The sequence below is a fragment of the Parasynechococcus sp. genome (genome assembly GCF_045559935.1).
Taxonomy (GTDB): Bacteria; Cyanobacteriota; Cyanobacteriia; order PCC-6307; family Cyanobiaceae; genus Parasynechococcus.
In genome coordinates this window covers 591,975-609,962 of the sequence record NZ_JBJLJL010000008.1, presented here as the reverse complement: position 1 = coordinate 609,962, position 17,988 = coordinate 591,975, and the positions used below count along the sequence as shown (strand labels likewise).

General features: G+C 52.7%; 5 protein-coding genes. All 5 read left to right on the top strand.

Features of this window, described 5'->3' with window-relative positions:
• Positions 1 to 12 precede the first annotated feature (12 nt).
• The 5 genes from ACJ0G7_RS07595 (at position 13) to ACJ0G7_RS07575 (ending at position 17,863) form a co-directional block, all read left to right on the top strand.
• A complete protein-coding gene (locus ACJ0G7_RS07595; protein WP_043693701.1) occupies positions 13 to 1,647 on the top strand; it encodes a CTP synthase in 1,635 nt (544 codons plus the stop codon).
• Positions 1,644 to 2,258, top strand: coding sequence for a 7-carboxy-7-deazaguanine synthase QueE (locus ACJ0G7_RS07590; protein WP_407395612.1), 615 nt, complete (start codon positions 1,644 to 1,646; stop codon positions 2,256 to 2,258). The genes ACJ0G7_RS07595 and ACJ0G7_RS07590 overlap by 4 nt, the downstream gene beginning before the upstream one ends.
• Positions 2,259 to 2,406: 148 nt before the next feature.
• Positions 2,407 to 2,589, top strand: a complete 183-nt coding sequence (locus ACJ0G7_RS07585; RefSeq protein WP_407395610.1) for a hypothetical protein — start codon at positions 2,407 to 2,409, stop codon at positions 2,587 to 2,589.
• A gap of 79 nt (positions 2,590 to 2,668) precedes the next feature.
• Positions 2,669 to 4,033 carry a hypothetical protein gene (locus ACJ0G7_RS07580; protein WP_407395608.1) on the top strand — a complete coding sequence of 455 codons (1,365 nt, stop codon included), beginning with the start codon at positions 2,669 to 2,671 and terminating at the stop codon, positions 4,031 to 4,033.
• A 228-nt stretch (positions 4,034 to 4,261) separates the two neighbouring features.
• Positions 4,262 to 17,863, top strand: a complete 13,602-nt coding sequence (locus tag ACJ0G7_RS07575; RefSeq protein WP_407395607.1) for an Ig-like domain-containing protein — start codon at positions 4,262 to 4,264, stop codon at positions 17,861 to 17,863.
• Positions 17,864 to 17,988: the final 125 nt, after the last annotated feature.

Here is a 17,988-nt window from a genome sequence, read left to right as displayed (position 1 = left end):
GCCAGGCAGGTCATGGCCAAATTCGTCTTCATCACCGGTGGTGTCGTCTCCAGCATCGGCAAGGGGATCGTGGCCGCAAGCCTGGGGCGACTGCTGAAATCCCGCGGGTACAACGTCTCGATCCTCAAGCTGGATCCCTACCTGAATGTGGATCCGGGCACGATGAGCCCGATCCAGCACGGTGAGGTGTTCGTCACCGAAGACGGCGCCGAGACCGATCTGGACCTTGGTCATTACGAACGCTTCACCGACACCGCCATGTCACGCCTCAACAGCGTGACCACGGGATCGATCTACCAGGCGGTGATCAACAAAGAACGACGAGGCGACTACAACGGTGGGACGGTGCAGGTGATCCCCCACATCACAGGGGAGATCCGCGAGCGCATCCACCGGGTGGCAGCGAACAGCAATGCCGATGTGGTGATCACGGAGATCGGAGGCACAGTTGGCGACATCGAATCGCTCCCCTTTCTCGAGGCCATCCGTGAATTCCGGGGGGATGTGGGGCGCCGCGACCTCGCCTACATCCACGTCACACTGCTGCCCTTCATCGGAACCTCCGGAGAGCTGAAGACCAAACCCACGCAGCACTCGGTGAAGGAGCTGCGATCCATCGGCATCCAGCCCGATGTGCTCGTCTGCCGCAGCGACCGCAAACTCGGTGAGGAGATGAAGCGCAAGATCGGAGGCTTCTGCGGCGTCCCCACACGAGCCGTGATCCCCTCCCTGGATGCCGACAGCATCTATGCCGTTCCTCTCAACCTTGAGGTGGAGGGGCTCTGTCGCGAAGTGCTCGACGTGCTGGATCTCACCGATCACGACAGCGACATGGACGGCTGGGCTCAGCTGGTGCACAAACTCCGCAACCCCGGCCCGGCGGTGAAGGTGGCGCTGGTGGGCAAGTACATCCAGCTGAACGATGCCTACCTCTCAGTTGTGGAGGCCCTGCGGCACGCCTGCCTCACCCAGGACGCCTCCCTGGACCTGCACTGGGTCTGTGCCGAACAGATTGAGAGTGAGGGTGCCGATGCACTGCTGCGCGGCATGGACGCGGTGGTGGTGCCGGGAGGCTTCGGTAATCGAGGAGTCGACGGCAAGATCGCTGCCATCCGCTGGGCCAGGGAACAACGGGTGCCTTTCCTCGGTCTCTGTCTCGGCATGCAGACCGCCGTGATCGAGTGGGCGAGGAACCTGGCTGGCCTCACGGAAGCGACGAGCGCTGAACTCGATGCCGGCACGCCTCACCCGGTGATCCATCTGTTGCCGGAACAGCAGGATGTTGTGGACTTGGGGGGCACCATGCGTCTCGGGGTTTATCCATGCCGCATTGCACCGGAAACCCTGGCGCATCGCCTCTACGACGATGAAGTGGTCTACGAGAGACATCGTCATCGTTATGAGTTCAACAATGCTTACCGCAACCTGTTCCTCGAATCCGGTTACGTGGTGAGCGGCACCTCACCGGACGGTCGCCTGGTGGAACTGATCGAACTGAAAGGACATCCCTTCTTCACAGCCTGCCAGTACCACCCGGAATTCCTTTCACGCCCTGGTCGGCCCCATCCACTGTTTCGAGGCCTGATTGAGGCAGCTCAACAACGCCTGCCAGCATCTCCAGTGGAGGCACTGAAGACTCAGCGATGAGTCCTCCGGATTCGCTTCCCGTTGTGGAGACCTTCCACTCTCTTCAGGGTGAGGGGCATCACTGCGGACGCAGTGCCTTCTTCATCCGACTGGCTGGATGCAAGGTGGGCTGCACCTGGTGTGACACCAAGCATTCATGGCCTCTGGAGAACCATCCTCGACGGAGCATCGATGCCCTGGCACAGGAAGCCGTCGAAGCCGCACGCAATGGCGCAGCCTTCACGGTGATCACCGGAGGAGAACCCCTTCACCACGACCTGTCACGCCTGACAGACGTTCTCGCGGAACATGGCAACGAAACACACCTGGAAACCAGCGGTGTCGACCGCCTCAGCGGCTCTCCGGACTGGATCACACTCTCGCCCAAACGCCACTCTCCTCCGCGCACAGAACTGCTTCAGCGTTGCGACGAGCTCAAGGTGATCGTCCATGAACAGGACGATCTCAGCTTCGCTGAGGAGATGGCCTCAGAAACCGGTCCTGGAACCGTGCTTCTGCTGCAACCGGGTTGGCAAAGCGAAGACGGTCAACGCCTGTCCATTGAGCATGTGCGGTGCCAGCGTCGCTGGAAGCTCGGACTGCAGACCCATAAATGGCTGGGACTGCGGTAGCGGGAAAGAGGCCGATCCCCCGATTGGGGAAAAAAAGCATGCTTTTACCCCCCAAATGGGGGTACAAAAAGCCTGCTAATGCCAAGAGGCTGGGGTCACGCTTCAGACCCTGAAAGGTCGAACAACCATGACAGCTTCGAACTCACCGATGAGCCAGGTACAGGCCAGCCGCCTGGGTCGATCCGCCATCACCTTCTTTGTCCAGCCAGAGTCCAAAGCCTCGATACGGGCAGCGCTCGCCGATGGTGGATATGGAACAAGCTTTCAACAGGGCATCGTCAACCTGCTGAACGAACTGATGGTGAAACAGAACAGGGAACCGATCACCTGACCCCGTAAGACGGCTAGGGTCGAGATGAGTGTCGCAACGATCAAGTTCAGCAGCTCTGCGCAAGGAGTACACAAGTGCCATGATTCCATCGATTGCAGAACTGATCAGCCCTGAATTAGCAGGAGCAAGTGCACGCATCTTTGGAGACGACAGCGAAGTTGTTCGCATTTATATCCATGACGAGAGTGGCGACACCTACATCGGAGGCGGCAGCGTCGGGCCTCAGTGGATCACCACCATGGCAATCGACGATGAACGATACAACTGGATTTTGAATGTTTTCCAGAAATTGGATCAACAACTTGATCTAGATTTCGTCGAAAGCAACACACCCAATGGCAGTCAGATCAATATTTACTTTGACACTGAAATCGAAGTCGGCGGATCAGGAACAACACTGGGCCTGGCACTCAGCAACGAGGGACGACGTCGATCCTGGTGGGAAATCGTCATCAATGCTCCCGTGCTGGCCAATGACCAGGATTATCTCGACTTTGCCATCGTTCACGAACTCGGGCATGTCATGGGCCTGGAACACCCTTTTGACAACAGCGATGGGGACGTCGCCGGAGAACGCTTCGGTGATCCGGATGCATCGGAGACGACAATGTCGTACACCCGGCCAGACGAAGGATGGCCTGACTTCTATTCCGACGCTGACCTCACAGCAATGGCAGCCATCTGGGGACTGGAGGATGACAGGGGAGAGGACTGGCTAATCGGCGACCGACACGGCAATGCCCTGCTGTTCACGGCCGACGCCGCCAATGAACGCTTGCGAGAGGAACGCAGCGGTGATCTTGTCATTGGACAGGCTCCTGGGAAGCCACCGGAACCCATCCTTGCCCTTGATCAGAATGGAACACAACTTCAGATCAATCAACTGGTCAACGCTGGAAGCTGGCAATATCGCTGGGAAAATGAATCCGACTGGACAACGCAAGTCAATCCGATAGACCGTCATGCCAGTGTGCTGGAATTACACAGTGACGGCAGTGACAGCCTGACACTCACCAATGAAGCAGCACAGGCACTGGAGGTACGACAAGTAGATCGCTGGGAGCGAGCCTCAGAAACAGTGATCCGCTACGCCGGCATCAACCAGCTGAGTGAAACAGCGCCGGAATCAGTCGCTGATGTGATCACTGAGCCGGATGAAATTACGAATTGGCAATCAGACTTCAATGCCGATGGAGAAACTACAGCGTCCCTGGAAGGTCACATTCTGCTACGCCATCTTCTGGGAACGTTTCCTGGAGAAGCTCTGATTCAGGGCATTCAGGGGCTCGCCTCCGAAAACCATATGCTGGTTGGAAGCGACACAAACGCCGGACAACCCGAGGCCTGGCTAGAGCAAGGAAAAGCAGTCGGCGGCTTCGGAGGAGACAACAACCAACCCCTGAATGCCCTGACCGAAGGATTGGCATTCATCCAAACCATCTGACTTTCGGTGATCTGGATCACCCAAGGAACGGCTTTGATATGGTATTAATCGGAAAGCAAGTGAAACTTTGGTTAAAAGATATTGATCATTACAGGTCGATAGAAGCCTGCTTTGCATATTTCTTGAGTGAAAAAGCATTAACGCACCATTTCAAACCTTAGATTTAACTGACAAGCAGATGAATGCTGGCTAGACTTAGGTGAGTGTGTCAATCCTCAGCAGGAAGTCATGTCGAAGACGCAATCGATCCTCGTAACACCAGTTCTTGCAGACGATTCCAAGTCCCTGCTAGTACCTGTGTACTATCGCGTTGCGTCTGACGATGTCGACAATGATCCAGCAAGCGTGAACCTGGCTGGCGTTGGAGCTGTGGTGACTTTCGACAGTTCAGCCCTGACCTTTGATGGCTACAACGCAGACCTGGGAACAGATCTATTCCAGGTACCCACGGCATTCAGTGAATCTGATCTGCGCGGCTCGCTCGAATCAAGCGGTAGAACCTTTACAGGACTGGACGCGGGTGAGATCGATGGAAACGCATCAACAGATACAGGGATTGCCTTCAATTACATCGTCGCGAACGAATTGTTCGACGACGATCCCAACACCACTTGGAACGGAGAGCTGGACTGGCCAGGAGATGAAAAGGCTCTCAGCGACAGTGGTATCAAGCTGTTTGATCTCCGCTTCACGGCATCAGAGACGTTCACCGAAGGTCAGAGTCCGATCAACGTCTACCTGTCGACGACAGCACCCAACTACGGCGGAGTGGCAAGCAATGGCTTCGCCGTTGTGGAGACAGCCACGCAGGCTTTGAGCAGCATCGCGGTCACGGCCAGCGCAGCACACGTTTCCGAAGCAGACACAGCCGGAGTTATCACGTTCAACATCGCCCGCACAGGCGATCTGACCGGCCAAGCCACCGTCAACTGGAACATCAAAACCACTGGTGATGGTGTGATCAACAGTGATGACCTGTTGAGCGCCACCAGCGGTACGGTCAGCTTCGGCGATGGAGATGGTGACGCCAAAACCGTCACCCTGTCCATCAGCCAAGACAGCATCTTTGAGTCTGACGAGCAACTGAGCATTGAGCTGAGCAATCCGACCGGAAACTCGGTGCTGCAGTCCGGTCAGTTCAGTGCCTCCACCATCATCGTTAACGACGACGCACCAGCTGAACGGCTGGTGGTCAACAACCCAGCCTTTGATCTGATCGGTTTAACGGGGCTACGCAACGACCCTCGTTACTCCGAAATCGATGGTGAACGCCCTCTGGTAAACGGTGAAAACATTGATAACTACAAAAATTTCAGCGTTGCTGTTCTCGATTCAGGGGTCGAGGGAACTCACGACAAACTGAAAGATAATTTTGTTGGATATGTCGATTTCATCGGCAGTGCAGGGAATGGCACGACCCGTCAGATAACTCTGCTTGACACAAACAATGACAAGACAATATCCGACGCAGAGCTACAAGCAGCCTCCGAGGAATTCATCGACAATGTGGGGCACGGAACTCACGTTGCTGGAACCGTTGGCTCCAGCGATCCAGAAATTGGTGTTGCAACGGGTGTTGATGTACTTGGATTACGCGTCGGCGACGCCTATGGAATGAATGCCGCTGATATCAATGAAGCTCTTCGCTGGGTTCTTCAGAATCGGACAGAGCACAACATTATTGCCGTCAACATGTCTCTGGGAGGCGGTTTCTTCGCCACCCGTCCAGAAAATGATGAATCAGTTCAACAGGTCAGAGAGATCATTCAAGAGCTGGAAGAGCACGGAATAACTGTTGTTTCAGCAGCAGGCAACAGTTATTTCGCAAACCACCTCAGCAATGAACTGAGGGAGAACCTGATGTCTCCCGCCATTGCAAGTTCCCTGGCGGTCGGAGCTGTGTGGAAAGACAACTCCCTCCAAAATGTTCAGACGGGTGGAGGATCCATTGACTTCGAAACAGGAGCCGACCGGATTACAGCCTTCTCCCAACGCCTGAGCACTTACGACGGCATGCTGTTCGCTCCAGGAGCGATGATCCCGTCCACAGTGCCTGGAAACGGAATCGGGTCGAAAGCCGGCACATCCATGGCTTCGCCAATGGTCGCTGGAGCAGTTGCTCTGCTCCAGGATGCTGCACTCACCTTCGGAGGCCGTCTTCTGTCCACCCGTGAAGTGGCAGACATCCTCGATCGCACCGCTGTTCAGGTGTTCGATGGTGATGATGAAAATAACAATGTCACGGCGACATTCAAGAACTACAAAAGGATGAATGTCTACTCAGCCGTTCAGCAGGTTGAAAGAATGTTTGTAGCACCAACCGATGGTGGAGATAAAATCACCTATTACTTCACTTACACATACAGCAACGGTGATTCATACAAAGGCTATGGATACGCAACAGATGCAGATTCAATCTATGCAGAAGGCCTGACACCAGATGAGAATAACAGCGTCATAATCTCCAATGTTTCACTGACAGACACAGAAGGGTCAGCAACAACTGGAACAGGAATGTATGTAATTCACAGCATCGTCAATGGCGCCGAAGGTGACGTCGGCCGCGTTGAACTGACAACGTACAACGACGTCGATACCGAGCACGGAAATGCCATTCAGGTGTACGGCTTTGGTACATCAGGGCTGGGATCAGAAAAAGGAGATGCTTTTGGTGAGGACGGCAGCGACGGAACATTTGATTCAGGATTCACAAATCAAAACGAAGCAGATCTCGTCGAAAATGCATATTTAGATATCCAGAAATATGGGTTTGTCTACCGCTACAGCACCAAAGCAAGTTATGCCGTTGATGAAAACGTGACGCTCGCCGCCCAACTGAGCGGAAGCAACGAGAACTTCACCATTGTAGGAGGTGATGATCAAGAATTGTTCACTATCAATCCAATTCAAATTGGCAACAACACCTTTGGAGTCCTCAACTTCAAAGAAAGTCCGGATTACGAGCAAGCCGCTGATAGCAATTCAGACAATATCTACAAAGTCAATGTTCGCTCAAACGAAGTCGCCACGATCAATGGTGCAGATACAGAAATTGGTGTAATTCAGGAAATTACGATCAATGTCAGCGATATCAACGAGCGACCAGCATTTCTTGATTCTCCGATCAATCAGGACCCGACAGAAAAACACGTCTACCTCGTTCCGGAAGGCAGCACGGCCGTTACCACGTTGCTCGCCAACGACCCTGACGCAGCCGATCAGAATGCTCTTAGTTTCAGCATCGTTGACGACAGCTCAGCCACCGATACAACACCAGGACTGTTCCAGATCGATGAGGCGACCGGAGAATTAAGCCTAATCACTCCACCTGATCACGAAACACTGAAGCAAAACGGAAACTGGATTTTCGATCTCACCATTGAAGTTCGAGATAGCGGTGGTCCGGGAAACGAGCTCGATGCGAGTGGTCAGGCCATTCCACTTAGCAAGAGGCGTTACATTCAAGTTCAGATTACTGATGTTGATCAACACGACGTCGAATTCCTCGAGCCGGCTGATCGTCAGGGTGAAACCATCGAAATCAACAACGGATTGTTTGATGGCGTCGTCGCCGAAGGATCTGTAGCAGGCACAGAGGTTGACATCACAGCAAATGCAATCGACCAAGATGCCACCAACAACACCATCACCTATTCGCTGAGTGATGGATCAGATGATGCTCTCTTCACCATTCATCCCAACAGCGGAGTTGTCACGGTCAAGAACGGCGCTGGTATTGATTTTGAAACAGCAGAAAGCCACACGATTGAAGTTGTCGCGGAATCATCTGATGGATCCACAACAAGCCGTCAGTTCACAATCGGTGTGGAAAATGTGCGTGAAGCCGATCCTTACTTCAACAGTTCTGCAAGCCGAAGTGTAGACGAAGGAACCACAACTGTTAGCACAACGGATGACTTTGTGGGCGGTCAGGCAATCACTGACCCCGAATCTCAGGGTCCATACACTTACAGTATTTCTGGAGGGGCAGACCAAAATCTGTTCAGCGTTGAGGCCAGCAATGGTTCCCTGAGCTTTGTCGCAGCACCAGACTTCGAAGCTCCATCCGATACCGATACAGACAACGTCTATTCCGTCGAGCTCACGGCCAGCAACGGCGCGGGTACATCCAAAGCTCAGCTACTCACCATCAGGGTTAACGATGTCAACGAATCTCCGGTCAGTGCACCGATCGATATCAACAGCACTGGTGATTCTCTTAACGAAAATGCCATCTCCGGCACTGCAACAGGGATCCAGGCCTCAAGCACCGATGCCGATGGAAGCAACAACGGTGTGACCTACAGCCTTGTGGTGGCAGAGGGCGATGCACCTGCGGATACCTTCGCAATCAATCCCAACACAGGTGTCATCACTGTTCAGGTTCCAGACGCACTCAATTTCGAAGCCAATCCCGATGTCACAGTCACTGTACGGGCGACATCTGAAGATGGATCAACCGCAGACACACAATTCACCATCCCACTAGTCAACCTCAATGAGGAGTTTGAACTCAGCTCAGCAACCAATTTCTCCATCAATGAAGGAAGCAATCGCACTGTTGGACAACTGACTGCGATTGATGACGACGGCACTACAGATTTCAGCTTCAACCTGGTTGGCGCTGATACCGGCGATGCCAATTTCTTCACAATTAATTCATCAACAGGTTTGCTGAGTTTCAAGGTCGATCCTGATTATGAAACTCTTGCAAGCGAATCAAGGCCGCACTTTCAATTTCAAGTTGAGATCTCTGATGATGTTCCAGAAGGCGCCATCGGTGATCAGATCACCAAAACCATCGACGTCCAGGTTGACATCAATGATGTAGTCGAAAGAACCACGACACTTCCCGGTTTCCTGAGCGGTGACAGCGCGCAGACACAGGCTAATTCCATTGATTCTGAGCTCTACACAGGTCATGGCTATGCCCGTGTCGTCGATGAGACCCCTCTTTACAGCCTGAACCAGCAAGTGGTTGGTGATTATGGTATTTACACCATCACCTCAGTACAAACCCTGAAGCGGGATGCCGATGAGGTGGAGAAACTTGATAAAAAAGTCTTGATCGATGACTACTACGACTTCCAGGTATCCCACAACATCCTGGACGAGGATGGCAATGTTGTTACACCGGCCGGAACCAAACTGAGTTCTGATGACAGCAGTCTGGATGCCAACGCCCGAGCTGCATTCGCTATCCACACTCTGGGAGGAGGCAATGCTGGACTCGGGTCAGAAACCGGTGAAGCTTACAACTTCTTCCAGAACAATGAAAAATACGCATTCTCTCCTGAACTTCAGGCCGACGTCGTTGGTACCAACCCAACCGATTACGCCTATTACACGTTCACTTATTACTTTGGAGCAGGTGATGGAGACTTCTACAAAGGTTACGGATTTGCTCACGAGGGATCCTTTGGATTAAGCACCCAAGAGCAGAACAACAATCTATACGGAAACTGGAAAGCCATCCAGAACGGCAGAGCAGATGATGCCGGCACAACTGATGTGGATGAATCACGTGAGTTGAAATACACAGCCAACAATGAGGGTTACTACATTATCGATAGCGTGTTTGCTAATGCCCCGCTGGATGACTCCGCGCTCGGTCTCGTTGGCGTTGACGAATACTTCGATGCAGATTTTCTCAACAGAGAGGCTGGCGACACGCAAGCAGGTCTCTACGCCCGTGATGTGATCGGCTACGGTGAATCTGGGTTGGGCAGTGAAGCAGGAAAAGTCGTCGATTACGACGAGGTCAGTTTTGACATCTATTTCGGCAATACATCAACACTGAACGATAATTTTTACGGTTGGACCGACATGCGTTGGGATTGGTCAACCGAAGGGGTGCATTACGACCTGAGCTTGAACCAGCAAGAAGCAAACCTCGAGTATCGAGGAACGGATCAAGACACCACAAAACATGAAGCTGACGATCTCGGCTCGCTGACCATCGACACAACGGCAATCACAACAAACGCCCTGAACGGAACATCAGCGACGCATGTAATCAACTCGGATGGATTTGCTGGAAACTGGATCGGACGTGATCGTCTGATGACGACTGGGAATGCACCTGATGACACCCTGTTTGGTGGATGGATACCAGAAGACATCGACTTGTACAAATTTGTAGTTGACACTTCTGATGTCAACTTTGCAGCCATCGACAACTCGGGAGAATTGGTCGATGGAGCTGATCCTGTGCAGGCCAAAGGGGCCCGCGTCACCATCGAAACGAGCTTCCTGAAAAATAATGCCGGTGAAGTAGTCAACCCTTCCGTCGACACAATCCTGCGCTTATTCAATGCTTTTGGCGAGCAGATCGGCTACGACGACGACTCCGGCACACTCCCCTTCCAATCGAAGATCAATGCCAGACTTGCTGATGGTGAGTACTACCTCGGCGTCAGCGGTTACGACAACGACGGCTACAACCCTCTCCGCGAAGAGAACGCTATCGAAGCCGATACAGGCCGCTACGTACTCAACATCTCCACAGCTCCCCTCCGAGAAGTCGAAGCACAGGATCGCAATGGCACCTTGGCAACGGCGCGCTTCGCAGCCGACCCAACCACCGGTGAAGGAGCGCTCGACATCATCAATTCAGCTTCTTTCAAAAACGGCTTCGATGTCCCCGTCTGGATCGGAACAGATCCGATTGACTATTCAGTGACTGGTGAGGCTGCCAGCAACTGGTACACCGTCGGCCAGAAAGATGTCGACATGATCACGTTCGAAATCCCCAGCGAAGATCGTGCAGGTGTCAAGACACCCATCACGATTCTCACCAGTCCGAAAGCAAGTCCCATGGCTTATGTGGAAGCTTATGAGGTGAATGGGGGAACACTCACAGCAGCAATCAGCAGCCCAACGAATATGGTCGACACGTTGAAGGCAAATACACAACATTACCTCCTGTTTGATTTCAATCGGGAGAACGTAAGCAACTTTGATCTGGCAGACATCGTTCTGTTCGACGGTAGCGCCATCTCAGATGCCATTGGTACATTTGATACCTCATATCTTGCAGCCGTCAATTCCTCCTATCAGGTCACGGCAGATGGAACAGCAGATAACACCACGACCGCAAACATGTTTGCCGTCAAATTCACTCCTGTGCAGGACATGGCTTTTGACCCCGGGAAAGACAGAAGGGACACGTCTTTCCGCATTCGTGCTGCCGATGGCAACACCGATGTCGGGGTGATTGGAGCCTTCGATATGGATGCCGACATGGATGGTTTCTACGATGCGGAGATTGACACAGTCCTCAGACTATTTGATGCCGATCCAAGCAGTGAAACTTATGGCAACGAACTGGCTGTTAATGATGATTATGGCCATGATGTTTATTCACGTCTTGATCTGAACCTTGATCCAGGAATTTACGCCGTCGCGGTTTCTGGCTACGGCAACGAGGAATATAAGGCTGTTCCTGCTGACACAACCGGACCAGACGCTAGCCCTGATGGAACGGTAGATGGCTACGACGCTGCTGCTGCCACGGATCGATTCCGCGGGTCTACAGGCATTACGCAGTTGCACGTGATCGTCAATACCAACGTTCAATCTGACCCGAACGGAACACTCATCAATGCCGACACTATTGAATTAACGCCCGGCAACAGTCTTTCCCTGAGCGAATCCTTCGGAACCGATCTCAACCGAGAGGATGGCACTACAAGGAATGTGCTTCTCGTCGACGACGTTGACCTTTACACCCTGAACGCAACGACAGATGGCAGATTACTGATTGATGTCGACGCGGTAGCAGATGCCAATGAGAAGACAAAAGCAACCATGCTTCGTGTCTTCAACTCTCGGGGAGAAGAAATTGCCAGCGACACGGCGAGCAGCTATGCCCAGGACATCGCTGGCAATGTCACTGAAAGCACTGAGGCGGATCACAAAGGAAGTCATCTCAACGTAGAAGTCCTTGAAGATCAGACGTATTACATCGGGGTATCCCAACTAGAAGGTCAACAGGACTATGAGCCGACCTCAATCAACGGCCGCTCAGTCAACACTGTCAATGAAGGTAGTTATCAGATACACATTGATTATCAACCCAATTTCAGCAGCCTAGAACTGGATGCCGATGGTTACATCGGCGCGACTTCAATCACCGATATTGATCTCAGCAGCAACAGCTTCACAGGTTCAGGAACAATCGGGGATGACATCACCACCAACGACCTACTGGTGGGGCCTTCAGATATTGACTATTTCAGGATCTTCTTCGATCGCGATGGAGAAGGCAATGCAACAAGCACAAACTCACGAATTCTGAGTGTTGAAGCCAAAGGTGTTGCTGCCACGGAGCGACTCGACGTGGCTCTGGATCTTTACACGATGAACGATGCTGGATCTGAATACCTGCGCGTCAATGGCAATGATAATCAAGGTGATGTCAGCATCACTGACCCCAACGATGAAAACCGTGACGCCCACTTCAGTGCAAGCATCAACCCCGGCACCGAGTATTTCCTAGCAGTACGGGGTTCAGGGAATGACATCGTCAACCCAGAAAACCTCAGTCACTCCGTGGATGGAAGCACGGGCGATTACACCATCGCAGCATCTCTGGCTGCAGCGGTCACCGGCCGAAGCAACAGCACCCTCACAGGCTTTCTGAACAACTCCGTCAGCTACGACGGATCAGACCTCTCAACCCTGCAGGGCAGCACGTTCGATCTCGATCTGATTGCCGACTCCCTTGAAGCCACTGGCATCACTACAGGTGAGGACAATGCAGCAGTGGAACTGGACATCCCATCGGTTCCCGCAACAGGCCTGATCTTTGAGGGCGAAATCGGGGCCGATGGTGGTGAGAACACACACCCGTTCGCGGCCCTCTACCGCGCAGAGCTGGGACTGGATGATGATGCACCTGTTCGCAGTGATTTCGTCGGAGCCGACGACATCGACCTGTTCCGCTTCCGGATCGAACAGGCAGGGTCCTATGAACTCCGCACCAAGATCCTGGGTGACTCCACCCAGCAGGCAGATCCCGACATCCGACTGTTCAAAGCCGATGGCACTGAGCTGACGTCGTCCGCAAGCCTGGAGCATCCTGCACAAGGACTCACTGAACAACTGGTGATTCAGCTGGCCGTCGGCGATTACGTCGCCATGCTCTCCGGAGAAGGTGCGGCAACGGATCAGAAACTGAAGCTCGACACCAAAACAGACACAGCTGGTTCACAACCTGGCTTCGATGGCTCCCTCACGGAAGCTGACTACATCGAACTCGGCCGCAACATGGGCCAGTACGCGTTCGAGATCCGTCAGGCTGTGCTGGAAACCACAGAAGCTGAGCAGAGCGGAACAACCGCAGGATTCAACCTCAACATTCCCGTGAACATCGGTGGCTTGAGGGTCGCTGGCAACAGCAAATCGGTCTTCCTGGTTCGCACAGTCGATGGAGCTGAAACCGAGATTGCTGGATCCGTGCATAAGGATGCGGTCACCAGCCGTCTGTCCTTCGTCCCCAGTGATCCCGCTGAGATGGCCCAACCGGGTCAATACGACTTCCGCATCCGCAAAGGTCACCTGCAGGGTCTGAATGCCGATGGCTCCCTGGCCATGGATCCCTCCACCGGCAATGCTCTGATCGGAACTGTCGCTGGAAGCTTGCAGCTGACCACCGACGACACGGTGGAATCCACCACCATCCAGACCGTGACGAATGAAAGCAGGCTGGTTTACCTGCCAAGCTTCACCCGTGCTCCTGGCCAGGAGGTGAATCTTGAAGGTGGAGACGGAATCCCCGTTTACATCACCGACACCACTGATCTGCGCGAGTTAAGCGTCACACTTCACTTTGAACCCGGTTCACTCACCATTGCCGGCAGCAACACGATCACGCTGGCGAGTGACCTCACCGATGCAGGCTGGAGCATCAGCACCACGGATCTCGAGCAGAGCGTTGGTCGCTTGAGCGTGACTTTGACCGGACCCTCTGAACTGGCCGCTATCGAAGACGATCGTGAACTGTTCCGCATCGATGCCAGCGTGCCGATGAACAGTACATTCCGATCCGAAGAGCTGTTCGGAGTTGAGGCATCCGGCCGTAAAGACACAGGTGCGCCGCTGGACATCCTGGGGTCATCTGCTCTGATGAAGATCGCCATCATGGGCGACAACGATGGCGATGGAGAAATCAAAGTCGGCGATGCCATCAGCGTTCTGCGCAACATCGTCGGGCTGGATGAAGGCTTTACTGGCTATTCCTACACTGATCCAGCGATCATCGGTGACACAGATGGAAACGGTTCACTGAGTGTTGGCGATGCAATTCAGGGGCTACGAACTATAGTTGGTCTAGAGAACTCTGAATTCATGCAAGTGAACGACTACGTGAGCGATAGCATCGCCCAGCTTGCCGGTGCAGGCGTCAATCCCATCGACCCAATCGTCAGGATCGGATCTGCGACAGTCGAATCCGCTGATACGGAACAAACAGTCACTCTCCCGGTTGACATTGTTTTCCTTGACCCAGGCCCGACTCACATCAGTGGTTTTGAGATTGAGATTGGCTACAACGCCGCTGTACTCAATTTCGTAGAAGATGGATCAGCAGTTGAGATTTCCAAGCTGCTCAACAACTATCCCACGGATAACGACGTTTCAAGGCTGAGAGGATCCAACATGGTTGGGTGGCTGGTTGATCCCGGCTACGAAATGAATGGAGATCATGATCCACTGCTTACGACGCTTGCGGCCTCAGCAACAGAGAATGGAGAGTCCGGTGTTATCAAAGTTGCTGGTGGCGCAAGTGCTAACGGAATTCCGGTGGCGGATGCCTCAGCCGTTGCTGAAGACAACCCGATCAGAATTGGAAGTCTTGTCTTCAAAATTCCAGCCGGAACCGCTGACGCAATATTTGATTTCGATCTGACCAAGGAGACAGTCTCGATCAACGGAATTGTTGACGGATCGAACACCCCACTCACCACAACAGATGTCATCGATGGTGTCGTGACACTGGGTGATGCTGTCGCTCCAGACACAACACCACCCACAATCGCGATCACGACCAATGACGCATCACTGACGATTGGTGAAACAGCTGGCATCAGCTTCACGCTTTCGGAAGAAGCAACCGACTTCACCATTGACGACGTCGCAGTGACGGGTGGTGCGCTCAGTGACTTCGCAGGGAGTGGCACGGCTTACACAGCCACCTTCACGCCGACTGCCAACAGCACCACAGAAGGTGTTGTTTCCGTTGACGCAAGCAAATTCACGGACGCTGCCGGCAACGCCAATACAAGTGCTGGCTCAGTCTCCATGACTGTTGACACCAGGGATACGACACCCCCAACGGTGGCGATCACAACGAACAGCGCTGAACTGGGTGTTGGCGATACAGCAACCATCACCTTCACCTTGTCTGAAGCCTCGACAGACTTCACTGTTGACGATGTCACCGCCAGCGGTGGTTCCATCAGCAACTTCTCTGGAAGCGGCACAAGCTACGCCGCCATGTTCACCCCCACCCCCGAAAGCACCACAACTGGTGTTGTTTCCGTGGCTGCAGGTGCCTTCAAAGATGCCGCCGACAATGCAAGCACCGGCGATGCATCCGTGAGCATGACGGTGAACACTGTCGTTCCTGACACCACAGCTCCGACAGTTGCGATCACCACCAGCGATGACGCACTGGCCGCCAATGAAAGAGCCACCATCACCTTCACCCTTTCAGAGGATTCAGCTGACTTCACCGAAGATGATGTCACCGTCAGCGGCGGTACTCTCAGCAGCTTCAGCGGCACAGGAACCACGTACACCGCAACGTTCACACCAGCGGATAACAGCATTGCCGATGGTGTCGTGAGCATCGACGCGGGCAAATTCACTGATGCGGCTGGGAATGCCAACACTGCTGGATCAATCACAATGTCGGTGAATACCGATGTCACTGCTCCAACGGTAACGATCACCTCGAACGTCGACTCTCTCGGCATTGGTGAAACGGCCAACATCAGCTTCACCCTCTCAGAGGCCTCAACAAACTTTGCGGTCGAAGATATAACCGTGGCTGGTGGTACTCTGAGCGGATTTGACGGAAGCGGCAACTCCTACACCGCGACCTTTACTCCCACTCTCAACAGCAATGTTGATGGTGTTCTGACTGTTGACGCCGAAAAATTCACTGATGCTGCTGGGAACGCCAACACTGAACGATCAATAACACTCTCGGTCGACACCAGGGACACAACGCCTCCATCGGTCGAGATCGGAGTTAGTGACCAAAATCTAACAATTGGAGAAACTGCCAACATCACCTTTACACTCTCTGAAGAGGTGCAAACACAATCTCCTCAGAGTTTTGCAATTGAAGACATCGTGGTCACTGGTGGTGCTCTAAGCAACTTTGACGCAAGTGACAACCCCTATACCGCAGTGTTTACTCCTAATGCCAATAGCTTAACTGACGGCGTCATCACAGTACCAAGATTTAAATTTAATGACCTGACCGGAAACGTTAACAACGAGCTAGCGCAAGCGTTCATTGACATCAACACACTTGTCCCTCCCACAATAACAATCAACCACGACCTAAATGATGTCGACTTAGACGCAAGTCAGATCGCAATTCAGTTCATTCAAAGTGTACCAACCGACTTCAAGCTCGAACACATCAGCGTTACAGGCGGAGAGCTCACTCTGCTAGATGCAAGTTCAACAGATCAGTTGATCCGATACGGAACATTTACACCATCAGCAAACAACGTTTCCGGCGATACAACAATTACAATTCCTGCAAATAGTTTCAAAGACGAGAACAATACATTCAATAATGTTGAGATTTCTGAGATCATTGAAAATGATATTCCCGCTCCGCCAACTACACCAACTACACCAACTACACCAACTACGCCAACTGCACCAACGACTCCCTCAACTCCCTCGACTCCGAGCACGCCCGCAGAGACAAGCACACCTCCATCTGCACCCAGTGCTTCCAATCAAACACCTCCTATCACAACAAGTGCGGGTGAACCTGCCATTGGAACAACGCCTCAGGGTGCTGCTATCAAAGCACCAACCAGCAACGCTTCCGAAGCAGCTAAAGCCGCTGTCAACAATATCAAAACCTCCTCAGATATTGCAGTTCAAGCGACAGACAAGGGTGTGGTCGCGACAACAACCGGTGGCTCAAAGGTCACAGTCAAACCTGAAACAGCAGACAAGGTCGAAGTCGCCGAAGACAACACTGGTCGCCTGACATTGAAAGCCACTGAGAAAGTTGAAGATGTTGAAATTGTCGCCAACAAGCCTGACCTCAGTATTGATGGATCCAAAATCAAAAACTCGACATTTGTTTTCGAGGAAGGCGTTACTGCAAATTTGGTCAGTACATCCAAGGTGCTGAACAACGCGACCTTCACCATGCAGGAAGGCAAAGACAAGGCAACGTTTGAGAGTGGGACCCTCAAAAATTCGACAGTTGATACCGGTGCCGGTGGAGACGATATTGTGATTGGAGCTGATGCAACTGTTAAAAAGGCAACCTTTGACCTTGGAAGCGGTAAAGACGAAGTGGTTATTGAGGGTGAGGTCAAAAAGGCCGAGTTCAATATGGGTGACGACAATCAAAAAGACAAAATACAAATCGACTCAATGAAAAACATCAAGAAAAAGCTGACAATTGACAACTTTGGCAAGCGTGACAAGCTGATCGTTGATGGTGATAAATATGGTTTTAAAGCCCTCCAAGAACTTGATGGTTCATTAGGAAAGATCGAGGTCAACTTCCAGGACGAAGAGAATAATTCGAGTTCTGATATTGTTTCTGGCTTCGACTTCCTATAACAACTCTGACATCTAGTGCCACCATAAGGCACTAATGACATCCCCACAAAACCGTCAGTCACCAGCTGGCGGTTTTTTATTGATTAAGGGCGAAAGAACTCATATCAGATATACAACAAATTAAT